Source organism: Pseudomonas sp. EGD-AK9 (assembly GCF_000465935.2).
In the GTDB taxonomy this organism is placed as follows: domain Bacteria; phylum Pseudomonadota; class Gammaproteobacteria; order Pseudomonadales; family Pseudomonadaceae; genus Aquipseudomonas.
Genome location: NZ_AVOF01000129.1, coordinates 65,494 through 80,745, shown reverse-complemented (window position 1 = coordinate 80,745; position 15,252 = coordinate 65,494). Strand labels below are relative to the sequence as shown.

The window sequence follows — 15,252 nt, the reverse complement described above, 5'->3', positions numbered from 1 at the left end:
GCTCAAGCGCTCCCTGACCGCTGCTCGTTGAGGATGTCTTCAACCGTACGTTCGTGACCGGCCTTAACTAGCTTCAAGTCGTAGCCAGCCGCCTCCAGTAGGCGGACCAGCGCTGAGACGCTCATATCGCCTTTGGCCAGTGTCTCCATGCGGGCAACCGTTGTGCGCGAGACACCGGCTCGGCTGGCCAGCGCTTCCTGGCTTAGCTTCGCGTCTCCACGCGCCTGTTTCAGCATTTCAGAAACATCGTAGAGAGAGGTCATTTGTAGCCCTTGGGCGTCAAAAATAGTTCCAATGCCGAAGAATGTAGCTCTTGGGCTACATTCTCACAAGTGTCGTCGACATTGGCTTGTGGCTCACAGGCTACAGAATAGGTGATCCAGAGCTTTTTTGTGGCTTAAGGGCTACAACGTGCCGGGCGTGACTCGGTACCTGCATCGGTTTCCGGCTGAGGTACGGTTATCGAAGTCTGTTCCAAGCTGATCGCAATGAGGAGTGCTAGGCACGCGCCAAAGCCAGCGCTGCTGGGCGTTTGCGCTGTGCGCAGCACGCCGATGCACTCATTGAGTGCCGTCTCCAACCCCCGTGCAGACTGCTTTCCGGGCCAACGAAGTGCCGCCCCCTTTTATCTTGCCCTCCGCTTTTCCCGTGCCTTTGTGCTCCTGAGCAGCGTAATCAGGCTGGGGGATACTAAGGATCTCGCAGTCGCTAGGCGGTAGCTGAGGGCTGAGGTATCCGCAGGTCCGCGGTGCCCGACTACACACGCCGCGCAACACGCTATCGACATCTAGATCGACGCGTTAATGGACAGCTCATCGACATGAGTCCGAGCACAAGAGCTGCGCCAGAACGATCATCCCGCCGACAGACAGCGGACCGAAGTGGCGACTGTCGAATGCCTTCGGGTTGGTGCTGCTGAGCAGGGGCGGTTCATCGCCAACCAGGCGCCGGCGGGTCTGACAGGCTGGCAGCGCGCGACCCTGTCGTTCCTATCCCAAGCTTCTGTCCATAAGGACGCCATTGATGCGTATCGCCTCTGATGGCCTTATGCACACGCGCTGCGGCACCATCGCCACCACGGTCTTCAACAACGGTGCGGTCGCCAGCAAGTTGCCGTGCTGCGCAGCCATTGCATTGCCTCCGGCGGTAGGTGAACCAGCATCAGATTGCCAAGCGCCAGTGAGTTGGCCGGCGAAGTGCAATACCAGCCGACGGGCACGCTGTCGGACGCGTTGTAGACCAACTGCGGTGGCGACGTTGTGAGCGCCGCCCAACCCAGGGCGAATATGCTGCCTGCGGGCAGTGTCAGTGGTCGTCATGCCTGGTGAGTCCCTGGTGTCATGACGTGGCCTGCTGCTTCCGCACTTCGCGCTGCATTTCCGCCATGGTCACGCCGCGGTCGAAGGCCGCCAGCTTGATCCGTGTGCGCAGTGCCGGCGTCACGTCCAGCGTCAGCCGTGCGCTATAGCGCTCGACCTTGCCGCTGTCGACGGTGGCGCCCTGGCGCATCCAGGCTTCGGCCTGCGGATCGGCCAGTGGGCGTGCACCGATACTGATGCGCTTGTTGCTCATGGCGACCACCTCAGCAGCTCGTCGACCAGGCTGCTGACCTCGCGCGCGGCGGCGCTGTCGGGTGCCAATTCGCATGCCAGGCGACCTGCTGCCACGCTTTCGGTGAAGGCGATGCGCTGGCGTACTTCGGCCTGCAGCGCCGGCAGCGGTTGGTCGGCCAAGGCGCTGCCTGCTTCGCTGCCGATCACCGTGGTGCGGATGCGGCGATTGATGGCAAGCGCCGCGGGCAACGTGGGCCTGAACACCTGCGCCTCGCGGATCATTTCGACCATCTCCGCGCTGGCCCACAGGTCGTAGGAGCTCTGCTGCACTGGCTACACTCGATTCGCCGCCAGCAACGCGGAGTGGGCAAGGGCGGCGATGCGCAGTGGTCCGTCGATGATCACGTGATCGGCGCGACGAGCCAGCTCCGGGGCTTCCTGGTGCAGCGTTTCGCGCGCCAGGCCGACGGCGCTGAACAGCCTGGATAAGCCATGCTGGCTGCGCCGCTGGGTCCAGTCCAGCGCCGAGCCCTGCGGGTCGGCATCGAGCAGGATGACGTTCTGCCCGCGCAGGGCCAGTTCGCCGGCGATATGGGGGGCTAGGGTGGTCTTGCCCACCCCGCCTTTCTGGTTGAGCAGGGCGAGGGTCAGGCCGTTTCTCCCCGGCCAAACAGCCCCGATCAGGGCCTGTCCACAGCAGGGGGCCTCCCCAATAACAAGTTAGAGCTTTTAAGTTAGTTAAGTTAAGGGAGGCTGGAAGCCGCGCCAGCCGTGGCCTGCAGCGGAGTTCATGCGCCTGATGGCACGTGCCGGGCGCTCCTGATAGCACGGGCCGGCGTGCGCCCGATAGCACGTCGCGATTCACAGCTTTTCCCGAAGTTATCCCCGTGCTGTATACGGCACGCGCCGGAGATCCGCTCGCCTGGGGGGCAAGCGCTGCGATGTTTCAGCGGTTTTCTAGGCATGGGGTGGCTCCGATCCCGGAGCTAGGTGCGGGCAGGCTCGAGATAACTGCGCGCAGGAGATGTGTCACGATCCACGGCGCATCGTCCTCGTGCTGGAGTTGGCGCCGATGGTCGTCCTCCGGGCCTGTGCGAGTTTGCCGGAAACGGTCCAGGAGCGCGTTGAGGCGCTTCAGGTGACTTGGGAAAGGGTGCAGATGGGGTAACGCGGCTGAGGCGTTCTAAGGGGCTCTGGAGGCGTTTCTAGCCGCTGTCGTTGAGCGTGGCTCAAGGGTGAACAGGCGGGCCTCATTGGTAGACCTTGGTCTGTTCGTGTGTGAGCTCGCGTTTCGCAGTCTCGCCCAACGGGCGGCATATGGCGTGTGTGGCTGCAGTCTCCGAAGGTGCGGTTCTACGGCTTTCTGCAAAACCGGAAAACCGCATCTGCGGATTTCCGTAAATTCGTAAAACCGTAAATCCGCTTCCCCACCAATCCGTAAATCCGTGGATACGGATCGACGGATTTGGGCAAAAACGTAAGACCGTAACGGTCTCAATCAACTGGCAGCACAACGTGGTTGCACCAGGCTGATCGCCGGGGGCGCGCACCCGTGCATCAGCCTTGCGGGTGGGGCGCGCGGGTGGCCGACGGGACAGGGGCGCAAAAAACAAGGCACCGGGTCGCCCCGGTGCCTTCCGCTGGTCTAGCGATTCCAGAACACGTGCACCTGCTCGAAGCCGGTCTCCAGGGTGAACAGGTCGCCGCTGTACTCCATCTCGCGGGCCATGGCGCGGTAGTCGATGTACATGGCTAGGTGCTGCGGAATGCGGGTGGTTTCCTCGGTCAGCTCCTGGGCGTAGTCGGCCAGCGAGCTGTAGCAGCCGCAGTAATCTTCTTCGGCTGCCTTGCTTGCCTGCTCAAGGTCATTGAAATGAGCGAGCAGGGCGCCGCCGAATTCGGGGTACTCCTCGATGAAACACGCTATCTCATGGACGTGTTCGAGGCCCTCGTATTCGCCGAGGCGGTAGCCGTCGAAGCCCTCGAAGTCATGGATGGCGTATTCCTCTGCCCCCTCGACCGGCGAGGCCGCCAGCATGGCGTCGACCTGCGCCTGGATGTCGTCCAGCTCCAGGGTGGCATCGATCCAGACGCCATGCAGATGACCGGCGTTGTAGGCGGCCAGGTCGGCAACGTAGATCCTGATTTCTTCGCTCATGGCTTTCGCTCCTTCGTCTTCAGGGTTCTGCGCTTGCGCTGCGCATGAACCCCTGCCGACTAGGGCGACTAAGGCGGTCGTGAAAAAATCAGGAAAAATCGCGGAGGCTCCACCCAGCGCAGCGGCCGGGTGGAAACCGTCTATTTTTCTTGATTTTGAGGGGGCAAGAACCCCTGCTCGTGGAGAGGTAGGGGCGTCACCATCGGCTGGTGACGGCATCCAGAATTACTCGGCGAGGCGAAATGCCGAGGCCATTTCAGCTGCCGGGTGTATCTACCCGGCAACGCCTAGCCAGAGGACCGAGTCTGTCTCTGAAGACAGCCCTTGGAGCGACGTCAATTGTTGAAGAGGGGTAGATAGCCGAGTTCGACGAGCTTGGTATCCAGCGTGCCGACAATACGGAAGTGCTCTCGATTCCGTTCATCCATCACCTGGGCGCAGTTCACCAACAGCGTGCCGCGCTCCGGTATGTCGATCAGCTCGTCCGCATCTGGGAAATCGCTGGGGTTTAGCGAGTGTGGGCAGAAACCGATCCAGCCGATGGTTTGCCGGTCGGAGAAGGTTTGGCCATCCAGGTAGTACCTGCTGGGGGCGACCACACCCCAATCGATTTCAGGCCACATGGATAACGCTAGACGAAGCATTTCCACTATCACCGGCCGTGGGTTCTCAAGAGCTGATACCAGAGCTCCGGCATCTTCGAAATCCATGCTGGATATGGATTCCATGTCGTGTGCGTCATAGCTGAAGGCCAGGCCTCCCTGCAGCGGATCTTCCTGTCCATTCCACACAGCTACCGACAGCCATGTTGGATACTCGGCGTCGAAACTTGCGGCGGCAGCCTCGGACAACGCTTGGGGGGCGCTCAGCACGTCATTGCTCAACGCGTCCTGAACTGAGGCACCTTGTAAATACCATTTGCCAAGAAGCGGATGTAACTGGCCCAACGCACCCAGGTAGCGGTGTATGCGCTCCAACTGCTCCTCATGGGGCACCGCAGCGATCGCGCGTTTGTTGAAGCGCATCTTGAATACAAAGGACCGGAAAGAATTTGCCATGCTGGCTCCTCAGGCAATCAGATCGGGATTATCCCGGTAGTAGTCGTCGAATTCGCGTTGCTCACGCTCACGGTGATCCTGATATTCGTCATGCTCAGGGGTGTTCGGCATTGGATTCCAGAAGGCTGTCAGATTGGTCAGCCCCAAACGGCGATATTGACTGGAGCAGTGCTCGTAGACGATGCGCTGTAGAAAGTGCCATTCGACTCTGACTGGTGGCGTTGGCCTTGCCTTGGCCGAGTGGCGGCGTGCCGGGTCTACAAGAACTGCTTTGACCGGTGCCCAGGGCTTTGGGACACCCAACAAAGGTACAAACATGAACGCGTAGTTGGCCTTGGCTTCAAGCAGAGTGCAGCGCGGTTCTTCGAATCCATCCCACCAGGTTTCGTTCCATCGCCATTCGTAAGGCGGAGGAAATCCGGTTACCCAGGCCTGGTATCGCGAAGACAGATCCGACATGGAGTGCCCTTTACCGTTGTTGGCCACCGCCATGGTGCCCTCTGTGGGAGGGCAATCAATGCACTCGTCGTCTCGTTCTGCATCGCAGGTACGTGTGCGCTCGTCTGCCTTGTCAGCAGTACGCGTTTTCGGCAGTACCTGAGGCTGTGGAATGGGGCGTGGAACGGGCCGAGCTCCCGACTGGGGAAGTGTCTCTGGCACAGGACGAGGGGAGGGCCGAGCTGTAGGCATTGGAAGGCGGGGAGCCGGTGGGCGAGCCAAAGGCATACCCGGCCCGAACCGAGGTGTTGCGCGAAGGCCCATAGTTGCGCCGGGACTGCCCAGTGCGTTTCCTGCAGCGGTGATCAAACCACCCATATCAGACGACTCCTTGTCAGTTCCATGTGGTGTTCTTGAGCTTCCAGACGAACTTCATGACGCTCTGATAGTCTTTGAAGCGTTGCTCAGGCGAGTCGGCGACCGGACGTTTCATCCAGGACACGAACGCATCATCTCTGTGAAAGTCAGGGAACATGAGTCCGTAACGCATGAAATCCTCGATCACCTGAGGGTCGGTAAGGCCAAACCCCTCGGCGTGCCGTCGATACCCGGCCAAGTAGCTGGTGCCTCCTGTCAGGCCATGCCGAGCAAACCAATTCGGATCTTGCGCTCGCACCTCCAGTAGCAACCTTTCGATGGATTCGTCGCGGCGCACTGCATCAAGCTGTGCGACTTGCTCGCTCGACAGTTCAAGCATGCTGCCCCCCTTGGATATCTGCATCTAGAGGGAGGTAGCGGGCCTCCAACGGCTGCCATACCAGCCAATGCTCGATAGGCCGCATCATTTGTTGACGCTGTTCCGTGGTCAGTACGCTATCAAGTGCCCGCCGAACAACCGGATTGTAATAACGGAAGAGCGACTTCCTACCGTCGGGAAGCCGAGTGAACAGAAGCGAGCCAAGATGCTGGGACAGGGTCTCGAAGCTCTTGGTACTCAATAGCCATGACACCCAGGGTTCTTTGCGGTCTCGGTTTACGAGCCAGTGCTGCAACTCGCTGCTTTCTTCCAACAGCACAAGGGCTGGGCCACCTTGCTTGATTGCATCCAACTCTGTGCCGGCCAACAGCCACTGCCACCGATCAGAGGCCTGATCCAAGCGGGCGCCCAAGGTCAGGTAGCGGGCTCCGTCGACAAGCGCGTAAAGCTTAAGCCCTGGGGTATCTGCAAGACGTATCCGCATCTCGTCTTCGATACCGCGAAAACCGTTGGCCCCACTCATTGCCGGACTCCGAGTGATTCCAGCGGTACGAACGTTTGGTTGCGACTGGCAGCCAGCAGTAGGCAGGGTAGGCAAATTTTCGTAGCCACAGGCAGAGCTAGCGGAGCCGCAACGGCGGCAGCGGTATGCGTATTGCCGATGATCACGGTGCCAGAGCCACCGACCACAACATTCCCGTGATTTCCTACGCTACCTAGAGTCGCGACGGGCAAGCCATTGATAAAAACATTGGCAACAAGGTTGCTCGCTAATCCCGAGCCACAAGCAGTAGGGTCGCCTTGGCGGGCCGCTGGCAAACCGTCGAACAGGACGTCTGGGGAGCCAGAAACGATTGGATTAGTGCCGTGTCCAGGGATAGGGCAGGCAGTCGGGTCGGTAACGCGTGCTGCTGGTTTCCCACTCATTTTGCAGATCCTTGCATGAGCGCGATGTCGCTTCGAAGAAGATGGCGAGAGGGTCGGCCAGATCCCCTTGAGAAGCCTGAACACGATTTGCCCCAGCCAGATTTCGCGCGACATTAGCAGGAATGAATTGCGCAAATTTTTGCGCGTATGGTCCCAGTCCCGCGTAAGGACTGGGCTCGCTACGTGTGTAAGAAATTATTTCGATGCGTGGGGTCGAGCCGGAACTGCCGGCTCGAATATCTCCCTTACACATTCAGGGACAGGGCTTCAACGGATTGGCTGCCGTTGCACTTGGGTGTGCAGATTCGCTGGTGAATCCGACTCAGGAAGCCCACCTCGAACGCTCGCCTTTCTATCGCGCATGGCAGTAAGTCGCGCTCGGCGATCATGACTGCCCAGAGCCAGCCGTTGCGGGCGTTGTCGAGCCAGGTCTGGGCCAGCTTTACGCCCTGGTTGAATGCCTCCCTGCAGTCTGCAGCCCAGGCGATCTCTACGCCTGGATGGCCGTCGTGAGGCGGAAGGCAAGTTATGACGTCCTTGCTCATCTGGCACCTCCTCGCACTTCGGAGAGCGCGCGGCGATAGAGCACGACCATCTCATCGAGCAGAGCCAGAGCTGAGTAAGCAGCGATGCGTACGCGCAGATCTGCCGGCTGCAGCCCATCAGGTTCAGCCAGTTGATCCAGCAAATTGCCGAGCATGACGCCGCGTAGTTCAGCCGCAGCTTCAGAGGCTAGGGGAGAGCGTTCAGACTCATGCAGCGGGCTTCGCTGCAGTGGGAAAGGTACAACGCAGGATTCGAACTCAGCCATGGCGCACCTCCAGATCAGAGGTGGACAGCAAGACCAGCAGCCCAAGGCGGAGCCCTTGGGTAAAAAGGTGGTAGCGCATTTTCCTTATGCTCCTCGGTTTGATTAAGGAGCTGCCACCAACCGTTCTGACGCAGTATGGTGGCAGACCGTACGGGGGTCAGAAACCGGTAACCGAGGGAACCGGCCAGGCAAAAGCCTGCCCCGCACGGCCTGCCATAGGAAAGCGATAGCAAACACTGAAGTGTTCACCGCTTCGCTATGACGCAACCGCGCCCTCGATTGATCGGGTTCTGACGCCCGGTCGTGGGATTGACCACGACGGGCGCACTCTAGCCCGAGGGTTTCGGGATGGCAACCTACTGTGGCGTAGTTGGAGTGCTTGTTATCTGAGCGCTTGGAGGGCGCGGTCCTAGAGCCAAGAAAGTGGCCGGTCGGCCTGGTACAGGCCAAGCAGCGTTCGTCAGCGCGGAAGTGAGAACATCTCAAGCATCTTGGGAAAAGGGCTGTGGCCGCGAGTGCCCAGTCCGGCCGGCATCCTTGCCCGATGCGAATCGGCCGGGTGGGCAGCGGCGCGAGTATAGACCAAGGCAGATCTGCGGCACGAACCGGGGCAGGCGGAACCGGAGGTCTATGGAGTGTCGCCTTCGGTTCCTCTCTGCAAGGCATTCAAGCGCGAGTCGCGCAGCAGGCGTGGCTGTCGATTGGGGCAGTGGCGCCTTTGCCATTCAAGGGGCGTGACCTGGAACCAGCGGTTGAATGCCCGACAGAATCCACTGTGGTTCGAGTACCCCAGTAGCCCCGACATCTGCACCATGCTGATGAACGGGTCTTCCAGGTAGCGGCAGGCCATGTCCTGGCGTGTTTCATCGAGCAGTTGCTGGAAGGATGTGCCTTCCCGAGTTAGGCGGCGCTGCAGCGTGCTGGTACTGAGAGCCATGCAGTCGGCGACCTTCTCGACGGTGGCGCGGCCGCTGGGCAGCAGATGGCGGAGCAGTTGCCTGACGTAACTGGGCAGGTCGCCGGCCGACAGGCGCTCCAACTTCTTCATATGCTCGACGGTCAGTTGGTGCAGCCTGGTATCGGCAGCGCCCAGCGGCAACGAGAGTTCAGAGGTCGCAAATTGAAGACCACTGCAGTGCGCCGAAAAACGGGGCAGAAAACCGAACGCTTGCCGATAGCCTTCCTCGTCCTGCAGAGCCGGGTGCCGTAGCAGGATAGCCCCGGGGCGCCAACCATCGCCCAGCAGGGCATGCAGCAACTGCACACCGACACCGCAAGCCAGTTCCTCGGCCTGGGGCAAGCCGGGCAGGTCGAGTTGATTGACCCGGTAGCTTAGGGTGGTGGTATCGCCGTCGATATCGAAGTCTATGTCAGCCGCGCCGTTGTACAGGGAGTAGTTGGCCCGAAGCTCATCCAGGGCGTCGCCGACCGTCTGCGCATTGCGAATCAGATAGAGCAATTCGCCGAATATGTTGACGCCCTGGAACAGCCCGAGCTGCAAGCCGAATAACGCGTTGCCCGACTGGCGTTGGCAGATATCCAGCAGCGCGCAGTAGCGGTGGAAGGCAATGATGCCGTCGTGCCGTTCCAGGCTCTCCTGGGGCAGCGCCGCACGACGCAGCATGTCCGTCGGGTTGAGCCCTTGCTGGCTGGCGAACTCGGCGAAGCCGACGAGGCTGAGAGTGCGGACGAAAGGGTTGAAGGACATGATCTGCTACTCGTTGGGTGGCCTGGCGTCAGTCAAACGGATGATCCGCGGCTGGGTGAGCCGGCGAACGAGGAGCAGTTGGTGTCGGCGGCTGGTGGCGTTTCCACTGTTGTGGGCTGAGGCCGTTCCAGCGCCTGAAGGCGCGGGAGAATGCGCTGAGGTCGGCATAGCCGAGAAGGCCGGCAAGCTGGGTCAAGCTGAGGGAGGAGTCGCGCAGGTAACGCGTGGCCATCCCCTGTCGCGTGTCGTCCAGCAGCGCCTGAAAGTTGGTGTCTTGCGCCTGGAGATAGCGTTGCAGGGAGCGGGGACTGAGCTTCAGGTGTTCGGCAATCTGCTCGATGGTCACCTGGCCATGGGGAAGCCAGATGCGTAGCAGCTTCTGCACATGGCCGGGCAGCTCCTGCAGGGTGATCCGCGCCAGTTCCTCGAGATGAAACCGGGCCAGTTGGCAGAGCCTCTCGTCCGCGGCGCTGAGCGGCATATTCAGGAGCGACTCGTCGAATACCCAGGCATTGACCGGGCTGTTGAAGCGGGGCGTGATTCCCAGCTCGCGGCGGTATGCGCCGGGCTCTGCGCCGGGCGAATGCCTGAGCAGCAGTCCACGCGGCTTCCAGGCGTGTAGCAGCAGGCTGTGCATCAGATGCGCGCTTATCCCCATGGCCAGCTCCACGGTCTGACGGACCGAGTGGGCCTCCCCATCCGTCACCTCGTACAGGAGCCTTGCGCATCCGCCGTGACACTCGAGCTGCAGCTGCGCGCCGTTGCTGTGGACATGGAAGTACTTGATCAAGGCCCGCAGCGCTTCACCCACCGAGGCGGCATTCTGGATTGCATACAGCAGATTGCCCAAGGCCTGCGCGCCCTGGTGCAGGCCAAACTGCAGACCAAACAGAGGGTTGGCCGCACGCTGCGCGCACAGCTCCAGCAGAGCGTTGAATTGCGCGCCGGAGATCACGCCGTCCTGGACGTCGCTGGGCAAGCCGATCTCCGCCAAGGTGGCGTGTGGATCCAGCGCTTGGGTGAGCGCGAAGTCTTCGAAGCCCAGCAGGGCGATGCCATGGACGAAGGACGTCATCGCGAATGTCCGAACGGTTGATTGGATGAAGCACAAGGCCGGTTGAAGCGCATTGCTGTTCCTACACCAAGGTCCGAAATCCTCGGACGGTTGCGTGGCGTGGCTCGCTTTTCTGCCAGCCGGGGCTCGTGCCCTGTTTTCGGCGCTCCCTGAGCTGCGCGTCGCCCGCTATGGATGCGATGTGAATTGAATATTTTATGGCGCCATCTGCAAAGCGCCAACCCTGAGATCTGATCAAAATTTCGCCACCTAACAATAAAAGACACTGCGTTTGGCTGCGGCCGAACGACGGAGGTTCGCCATGCGTCGAGTCTTCTTCGCCTGTCTGAGCGTGGCCCTGTTGGCGGGTGCCATCTACTCCTGTGAGTTCCCGGCCAGGATGAGCGCCGCCAAGCCTCAGCCGGTGTATCCGATTGCCAGCTTCGGCGACGTTTTCCGACATTTTTGACGACGCAAGGGCCGCCACGGTGTCCGGCCTGTTCGACGCTCATGCCTTGAGCATGTGATCGACTGTTTTTTTGACATGCAACCTGCCAGGCCCGATTGCCGGGCGCGCTATCCAAGGATCTCGAATGAGCGACCTGATTCACTACCGCCTCGACGACGGGCTGGCCTTGATTGGCCTTGATCGTGCACCGGTCAACGCCTTGGACCTTTCGATGCGAGCGGCCATTAGCGAGGCCTGTGAACGAGCCGCGTCTGACCCGCGAGTCCAGGCCATTATCATCTACGGTGAGCATGGCTTATTCAGTGCCGGTGCCGATATCCGGGAGTTGGGCACCGATGCGTCCTTCGCTGAACCCGATCTTCCCAGCATCCTGGTGCGCCTTGCCGAGATCCATAAGCCTATGGTTGCCGCTATCGGCGGGTTCGCCTTGGGTGGTGGCCTGGAACTGGCGTTGGCTTGCGGTTATCGCATAGGTGAACCAAGTACACGACTAGGTCTGGCGGAGATCAATCTGGGTTTACTCCCCGGTGCGGGCGGTACTCAGCGCCTGCCGCGGCTGATAGGCGTCGAATCGGCGCTGAACATGATTCTCTCGGGCGAACAGGTCGATGCGCAGACCGCCCGCCTGCTGGGCATCCTCGACCGCATCGCGCCCAGCGCCGAGCAGTTGCTGGACGAGGCCAAGGCCTATGCCTACGAGCTGATCGGCTGCTGCGCCCCTGCGCGTCCGGCCGAGGCCTGGCCGGAGCCGGCGGAAGGTTTGCCGGATGACTTTCTCGCCCGCTACCGCGCCGAACACGAGCCCCGCTGGAAGAGCCGCCTGGCGCCGCGCCTTGTGCTCTCGGCAATGGAAGCCGCCTGCCTGCTGCCGCTGGAGGAAGGGCTGGCGCAAGAAATGGCGCTGTTCAAGAGGGCCGAGGCTTCGCGTCAGTCCAAGGCGCTGCGACACGTGTTCTTCGCCGAGCGCGAGGCGGCACGGATTCCAGGTATCGGAGAGGACATCCGCCTGCGCCGTATCGACAAGGTGGCGATCATCGGCGCCGGCACCATGGGTGGCGGCATCGCCATGAATTTCGCCAATGCCGGCATCCCGGTGGCGCTGCTCGAGCTCGAGGGAGAGGCACTGGATCGTGGCCTGACGCAGATCCGCAAGAACTACGAGGTCAGTCTCAAGCGCGGCAAGTTGACTGCCGAGCAGATGCAGCAGCGCATGGAGCTGCTGTTCGGCACCCTCGACTATGCCGATCTGGCCGATGCCGATCTGGTGATCGAGGCCGTGTTCGAGAAAATGGAGATCAAGCAGCAGGTATTCCGTACGCTGGATAAGCTGTGCAAGCCGGGAGCGATCCTGGCCAGCAACACCTCGTCGCTGGATGTCGACGCGATTGCCGCGGTCGTTTCTCGTCCGCAGGACGTGATCGGCCTGCACTTCTTCAGCCCGGCCAACGTCATGCGCCTGCTCGAGGTGGTGCGCGGCCAGGCCACGGCGCCGGACGTACTGGCCACCACCATGGCCATCGCCAGACGTATCGGCAAGCTGCCGGTGATCTCCGGCGTCTGCTTCGGTTTCATCGGCAATCGCATGCTCGAACCCTACGCGCGCGAGGCTCACCGCCTGGTGCTGGAGGGGGCCACACCGTCGCAGGTGGACGCCGTGCTCACCGGCCTGGATCTGAACATGGGCGTGTTCAGCATGCTAGATCTGGCCGGCATCGACGTGAACTTCCTGATCCGCAGTTCCAATCGTGCCGCTTCTGCCCACGACGAGAGCTATTGCCGCCTCGGTGACGAGCTGTACGCCATGGGCCGCTACGGACAGAAATCCGGGCGTGGCTTCTATCTCTACCAGGGACGTAACCGTCAGGAAGACGACGAGGTGGAGGCACTGTCTGCGCGCCTGGCCGACGAGCTGCAGGTGTCGCGACGCCGCATTGGCGAGCAGGAGATCCATGACCGCTGTCTGTTCATGCTGATCAACGAGGGTATCCAGTTGCTGGACGAAGGCATCGCTCTGCGCGCCAGCGATATCGACCTGGTCTGGATCAACGGTTACGGCTTTCCCGCCCACCTCGGCGGGCCCATGCACTACGCCGAGCACCTGGGGCTGGACAAGATCCTGAGCGGCATCCAGCACTACCGCCGTGCGCTTGGCGAGTACGGTGAGATGTGGTTCCGCCCGGCGCCATTGTTGGAGCGCCTGGTGGCCGCCGGCCGCAAGCGAATCGAACGGCTCCCAGCCCAATCGGCCGGGGCAAACCTGAAATTTCTTGAGCGGGTGCGCTAAGAACCCCACTCGCTACCGACACCCGGCTCTTGGTGGTTGGGCCTGCCGGTTCCCTGATATGTCAACCCGCCGAGCCTGGCCAGCCAGCCGATACGCTGCGCTGCCGGGGCAAGGTGCTTTTCCTGCTGTCCGAGGTTTACCGATGACTCACCATTACGCCCAGAACTTCTCCCTCGCCAATCGCGTGGTGCTGATTACCGGTGCCTCCAGCGGCATCGGCGCGCACCTGGCGAAGGTGGCGGCTCGTGCCGGTGCCCAGGTGGTACTGGCGGCGCGGCGCATCGAGCGGCTGACGCAGCTCGCCGCCGATATCGAAGTGCAGGGCGGTCAGGCGCTGTCGGTGGTGCTCGACGTCACCGACCGGGCCAGCGTGGAGGCGGCCTTCGCTGCCGCCGAGGCGCACTTCGGCGTGGTCGAGGTGGTGCTCAACAACGCCGGCATCGGCAATGGCCAGCGCCCGCTGGAAATCAGCGAGGAGGATTGGCGCGCCATGCTGTCGACCAACCTCGACGGCGTCTGGCGCGTGGCCCAGGTTGCCGCACAACGCCTGGCCCAGGCCGGGCGCGGCGGCAGCATCGTCAACGTTGCCTCGATCCTCGGCCTGCGCGTCGGCACCGGCTACAGCCACTACTGCGCGGCCAAGGCCGGCGTGGTGCAACTGACCAAATCGCTGGCGCTGGAGCTGGCGCGCTTCGGCATCCGGGTCAACGCCATCGCCCCGGGCTACTTCAAGACCGAGATGAACGAGGCCTTCTTCGCGGGCGACAAGGGCGATGGCTACATCCGCGCCATGGTGCCGATGCGCCGGCTGGGCGAGCTGGAGGAGCTGGAAGGGCCGTTCCTGCTCCTGGCCAGCGATGCCGGCGCGTTCATGACCGGCAGCGTGCTGGCGGTCGATGGCGGTCATCTGGTGGGTAGCCTTTGACGTCGAAGGGGGCGCACATGAAACCAAGTAAACGCCTCATCCTGGCGGCGTCTCTGTGCTTGACCGTCGCCCTGGCGCTTTCCGGATGCACTGAACCGGAGCAGGAAGCGGCCCAACCGATATCGCGACCGGTGAAGCTGTTCACCCTGGGCGAAACCGAGGCCGCTCGAACGCTGAGGTTTCCCGGCAGCGTTTCGGCGGTCAAGCAATCGGATATGGCCTTCGAGGTCTCCGGGCGGATCATCGATATTCCAGTCACCGAGGGGCAGAGAGTCGAGGCCGGTACCGTAGTGGCACGACTCGACCCCAGGGACTACGAGGCGGAGCGAGATAGGGCCAGAGCGGAACGCAACGCCGCGCAACTGGAGTTCAAGCGCTACGAGGCGGCGTTCAAGGCAAGGGCCGTGGCGGCGCAGGAACTCGATCGCGCCCGGCGTAACCTGGCGGTGGCCGAAGCGAACCTGCGCCAGGCCACCAAGGCCATCGAGGACACGGTGCTGCGCGCGCCCTTCGTCGGACGTGTCGCGCGCAAGCTGGTGGAAGACTTCGCCAATGTGCAGGCCAAGCAGCCGGTACTGATACTGCAAAGCGACGATGCCATGGAGATGCGTGTCCAGGTTCCCGAGGCGCTCTGGGTTCGCTCGCAGCGTGTCGACTCGGCCGCGGACATAGAGGAGATCAACTCGCAGATCCGCGTGGTGCTGAGTTCGCTGCCCGATCAACCGATTGCGGCGAGGATCACCGCTTTCGCCAGCATGGCCGACCCGGTGACCCGCACGTTCCGCGTCACCGTCGGCTTCGAACCGCCGCCTGGCAGCAGCGTCAGCCCCGGGATGACCGGGCACGTCGCCTACAACTTGCCGGCGGAAAACGCAGTAGCTGGCCTGCACGTTCCCGCCGATGCCGTGGTCGCCGCGCCCGACAACACAGCCTTTGTCTGGCTCTTCGATGCGCAGAGCGGCACGGTGCAGCAACACCCTGTGACCCTGGGTGAGCTCAGCGGCGACAGCGTCTTGGTAACTTCCGGGCTGGCGGTTGGCGACCGCATCGCGGTCTCGGGCGTGCACACGCTCAGCGACGGCTTCCCCGTGCACGCCCTGGAGGATTGAG

The 15,252-nt window shown here is 62.1% G+C and carries 16 protein-coding genes and 1 pseudogene; 4 read left to right on the top strand and 13 right to left on the bottom strand.

All coding sequences use genetic code 11. The features are described from left to right. Nucleotides 1-2: 2 nt before the first annotated feature. From N878_RS07370 to N878_RS07320, 13 genes and pseudogenes are all read right to left on the bottom strand, one after another. Entirely contained in the window at nt 3-263 is a 261-nt protein-coding gene (locus N878_RS07370) for a helix-turn-helix transcriptional regulator (RefSeq protein ID WP_021443029.1), read from the bottom strand. A 1,075-nt stretch (nt 264-1,338) separates the two neighbouring features. Continuing rightward, nucleotides 1,339-1,572 carry a hypothetical protein gene (locus tag N878_RS07360; RefSeq protein ID WP_031302878.1) on the bottom strand — a complete coding sequence of 78 codons (234 nt, stop codon included), beginning with the start codon at nt 1,570-1,572 and terminating at the stop codon, nt 1,339-1,341. After that, a pseudogene (parA, locus tag N878_RS07355) lies at nt 1,569-2,204 on the bottom strand (ParA family partition ATPase). Before parA ends, N878_RS07360 begins: the two are co-directional and overlap by 4 nt. Before the next feature lie 994 nt (nt 2,205-3,198). Beyond that, on the bottom strand, nt 3,199-3,711 hold the full coding sequence (locus tag N878_RS07350) for an antirestriction protein ArdA (RefSeq protein WP_021443025.1): 513 nt from the start codon (nt 3,709-3,711) through the stop codon (nt 3,199-3,201). 335 nt (nt 3,712-4,046) lie between these two features. After that, the gene (locus tag N878_RS07345) at nt 4,047-4,769 is read right to left on the bottom strand and encodes an Imm52 family immunity protein (RefSeq protein ID WP_021443024.1); all 723 of its coding nucleotides are present in this window, start codon (nt 4,767-4,769) and stop codon (nt 4,047-4,049) included. Nucleotides 4,770-4,778: 9 nt separating this feature from the next. Further along, nucleotides 4,779-5,261 carry a restriction endonuclease fold toxin 5 domain-containing protein gene (locus N878_RS29815; RefSeq protein ID WP_305728920.1) on the bottom strand — a complete coding sequence of 161 codons (483 nt, stop codon included), beginning with the start codon at nt 5,259-5,261 and terminating at the stop codon, nt 4,779-4,781. Between the two features lie 340 nt (nt 5,262-5,601). Then, on the bottom strand, nt 5,602-5,964 hold the full coding sequence (locus tag N878_RS07340) for a hypothetical protein (protein WP_031302877.1): 363 nt from the start codon (nt 5,962-5,964) through the stop codon (nt 5,602-5,604). Further along, entirely contained in the window at nt 5,957-6,487 is a 531-nt protein-coding gene (locus N878_RS07335) for a DUF4123 domain-containing protein (RefSeq protein ID WP_021443022.1), read from the bottom strand. Before N878_RS07335 ends, N878_RS07340 begins: the two co-directional genes overlap by 8 nt. Beyond that, nucleotides 6,484-6,891, bottom strand: coding sequence for a PAAR domain-containing protein (locus N878_RS26705; RefSeq protein WP_082457815.1), 408 nt, complete (start codon nt 6,889-6,891; stop codon nt 6,484-6,486). Before N878_RS26705 ends, N878_RS07335 begins: the two co-directional genes overlap by 4 nt. A gap of 245 nt (nt 6,892-7,136) precedes the next feature. After that, nucleotides 7,137-7,436 (bottom strand): LasR-specific antiactivator QslA, encoded by a 300-nt coding sequence (locus tag N878_RS07330; RefSeq protein ID WP_021443021.1) that lies wholly within the window; start codon nt 7,434-7,436, stop codon nt 7,137-7,139. Continuing rightward, nucleotides 7,433-7,702: a hypothetical protein gene (locus N878_RS26700; RefSeq protein WP_082457814.1), complete on the bottom strand. Its 270-nt coding sequence runs from the start codon at nt 7,700-7,702 to the stop codon at nt 7,433-7,435. The genes N878_RS07330 and N878_RS26700 overlap by 4 nt, the downstream gene beginning before the upstream one ends. 628 nt (nt 7,703-8,330) lie before the next feature. Further along, nucleotides 8,331-9,410, bottom strand: a complete 1,080-nt coding sequence (locus N878_RS07325) for an AraC family transcriptional regulator (protein WP_021443020.1) — start codon at nt 9,408-9,410, stop codon at nt 8,331-8,333. A 28-nt stretch (nt 9,411-9,438) separates the two neighbouring features. Continuing rightward, entirely contained in the window at nt 9,439-10,485 is a 1,047-nt protein-coding gene (locus N878_RS07320; RefSeq protein WP_021443019.1) for an AraC family transcriptional regulator, read from the bottom strand. 301 nt (nt 10,486-10,786) lie between these two features. Here N878_RS07320 and N878_RS28880 point away from each other — a divergent pair, with 301 nt between their 5' ends. The 4 genes from N878_RS28880 (at nt 10,787) to N878_RS07305 (ending at nt 15,251) form a co-directional block, all read left to right on the top strand. After that, complete coding sequence (locus N878_RS28880; protein WP_021443018.1) at nt 10,787-10,933, top strand: hypothetical protein; 147 nt, start codon at nt 10,787-10,789, stop codon at nt 10,931-10,933. A gap of 124 nt (nt 10,934-11,057) precedes the next feature. Continuing rightward, nucleotides 11,058-13,217, top strand: coding sequence for a 3-hydroxyacyl-CoA dehydrogenase NAD-binding domain-containing protein (locus N878_RS07315; RefSeq protein ID WP_051365805.1), 2,160 nt, complete (start codon nt 11,058-11,060; stop codon nt 13,215-13,217). Nucleotides 13,218-13,359: 142 nt separating this feature from the next. After that, complete coding sequence (locus N878_RS07310) at nt 13,360-14,142, top strand: SDR family NAD(P)-dependent oxidoreductase (RefSeq protein WP_021443015.1); 783 nt, start codon at nt 13,360-13,362, stop codon at nt 14,140-14,142. Between the two features lie 17 nt (nt 14,143-14,159). Continuing rightward, complete coding sequence (locus N878_RS07305; protein WP_021443014.1) at nt 14,160-15,251, top strand: efflux RND transporter periplasmic adaptor subunit; 1,092 nt, start codon at nt 14,160-14,162, stop codon at nt 15,249-15,251. Nucleotide 15,252 lies beyond the last annotated feature (1 nt).

Excerpts from the sequence above, each read along its gene's own strand:
- N878_RS07340 (WP_031302877.1), bottom strand. The coding sequence starts at position 5,964 with ATGCTTGAACTGTCGAGCGAGCAAGTCGCACAGCTTGATGCAGTGCGC.
- N878_RS28880 (WP_021443018.1), top strand. The coding sequence starts at position 10,787 with ATGCGTCGAGTCTTCTTCGCCTGTCTGAGCGTGGCCCTGTTGGCGGGT.
- N878_RS07315 (WP_051365805.1), top strand. The coding sequence starts at position 11,058 with ATGAGCGACCTGATTCACTACCGCCTCGACGACGGGCTGGCCTTGATT.
- N878_RS07370 (WP_021443029.1), bottom strand. The coding sequence starts at position 263 with ATGACCTCTCTCTACGATGTTTCTGAAATGCTGAAACAGGCGCGTGGA.
- N878_RS07330 (WP_021443021.1), bottom strand. The coding sequence starts at position 7,436 with ATGAGCAAGGACGTCATAACTTGCCTTCCGCCTCACGACGGCCATCCA.
- N878_RS07360 (WP_031302878.1), bottom strand. The coding sequence starts at position 1,572 with ATGAGCAACAAGCGCATCAGTATCGGTGCACGCCCACTGGCCGATCCG.
- N878_RS07335 (WP_021443022.1), bottom strand. The coding sequence starts at position 6,487 with ATGAGTGGGGCCAACGGTTTTCGCGGTATCGAAGACGAGATGCGGATA.
- N878_RS29815 (WP_305728920.1), bottom strand. The coding sequence starts at position 5,261 with ATGGCGGTGGCCAACAACGGTAAAGGGCACTCCATGTCGGATCTGTCT.
- N878_RS26705 (WP_082457815.1), bottom strand. The coding sequence starts at position 6,891 with ATGAGTGGGAAACCAGCAGCACGCGTTACCGACCCGACTGCCTGCCCT.
- N878_RS26700 (WP_082457814.1), bottom strand. The coding sequence starts at position 7,702 with ATGGCTGAGTTCGAATCCTGCGTTGTACCTTTCCCACTGCAGCGAAGC.
- N878_RS07350 (WP_021443025.1), bottom strand. The coding sequence starts at position 3,711 with ATGAGCGAAGAAATCAGGATCTACGTTGCCGACCTGGCCGCCTACAAC.
- N878_RS07310 (WP_021443015.1), top strand. The coding sequence starts at position 13,360 with ATGACTCACCATTACGCCCAGAACTTCTCCCTCGCCAATCGCGTGGTG.
- N878_RS07305 (WP_021443014.1), top strand. The coding sequence starts at position 14,160 with ATGAAACCAAGTAAACGCCTCATCCTGGCGGCGTCTCTGTGCTTGACC.
- N878_RS07325 (WP_021443020.1), bottom strand. The coding sequence starts at position 9,410 with ATGTCCTTCAACCCTTTCGTCCGCACTCTCAGCCTCGTCGGCTTCGCC.
- N878_RS07320 (WP_021443019.1), bottom strand. The coding sequence starts at position 10,485 with ATGACGTCCTTCGTCCATGGCATCGCCCTGCTGGGCTTCGAAGACTTC.
- N878_RS07345 (WP_021443024.1), bottom strand. The coding sequence starts at position 4,769 with ATGGCAAATTCTTTCCGGTCCTTTGTATTCAAGATGCGCTTCAACAAA.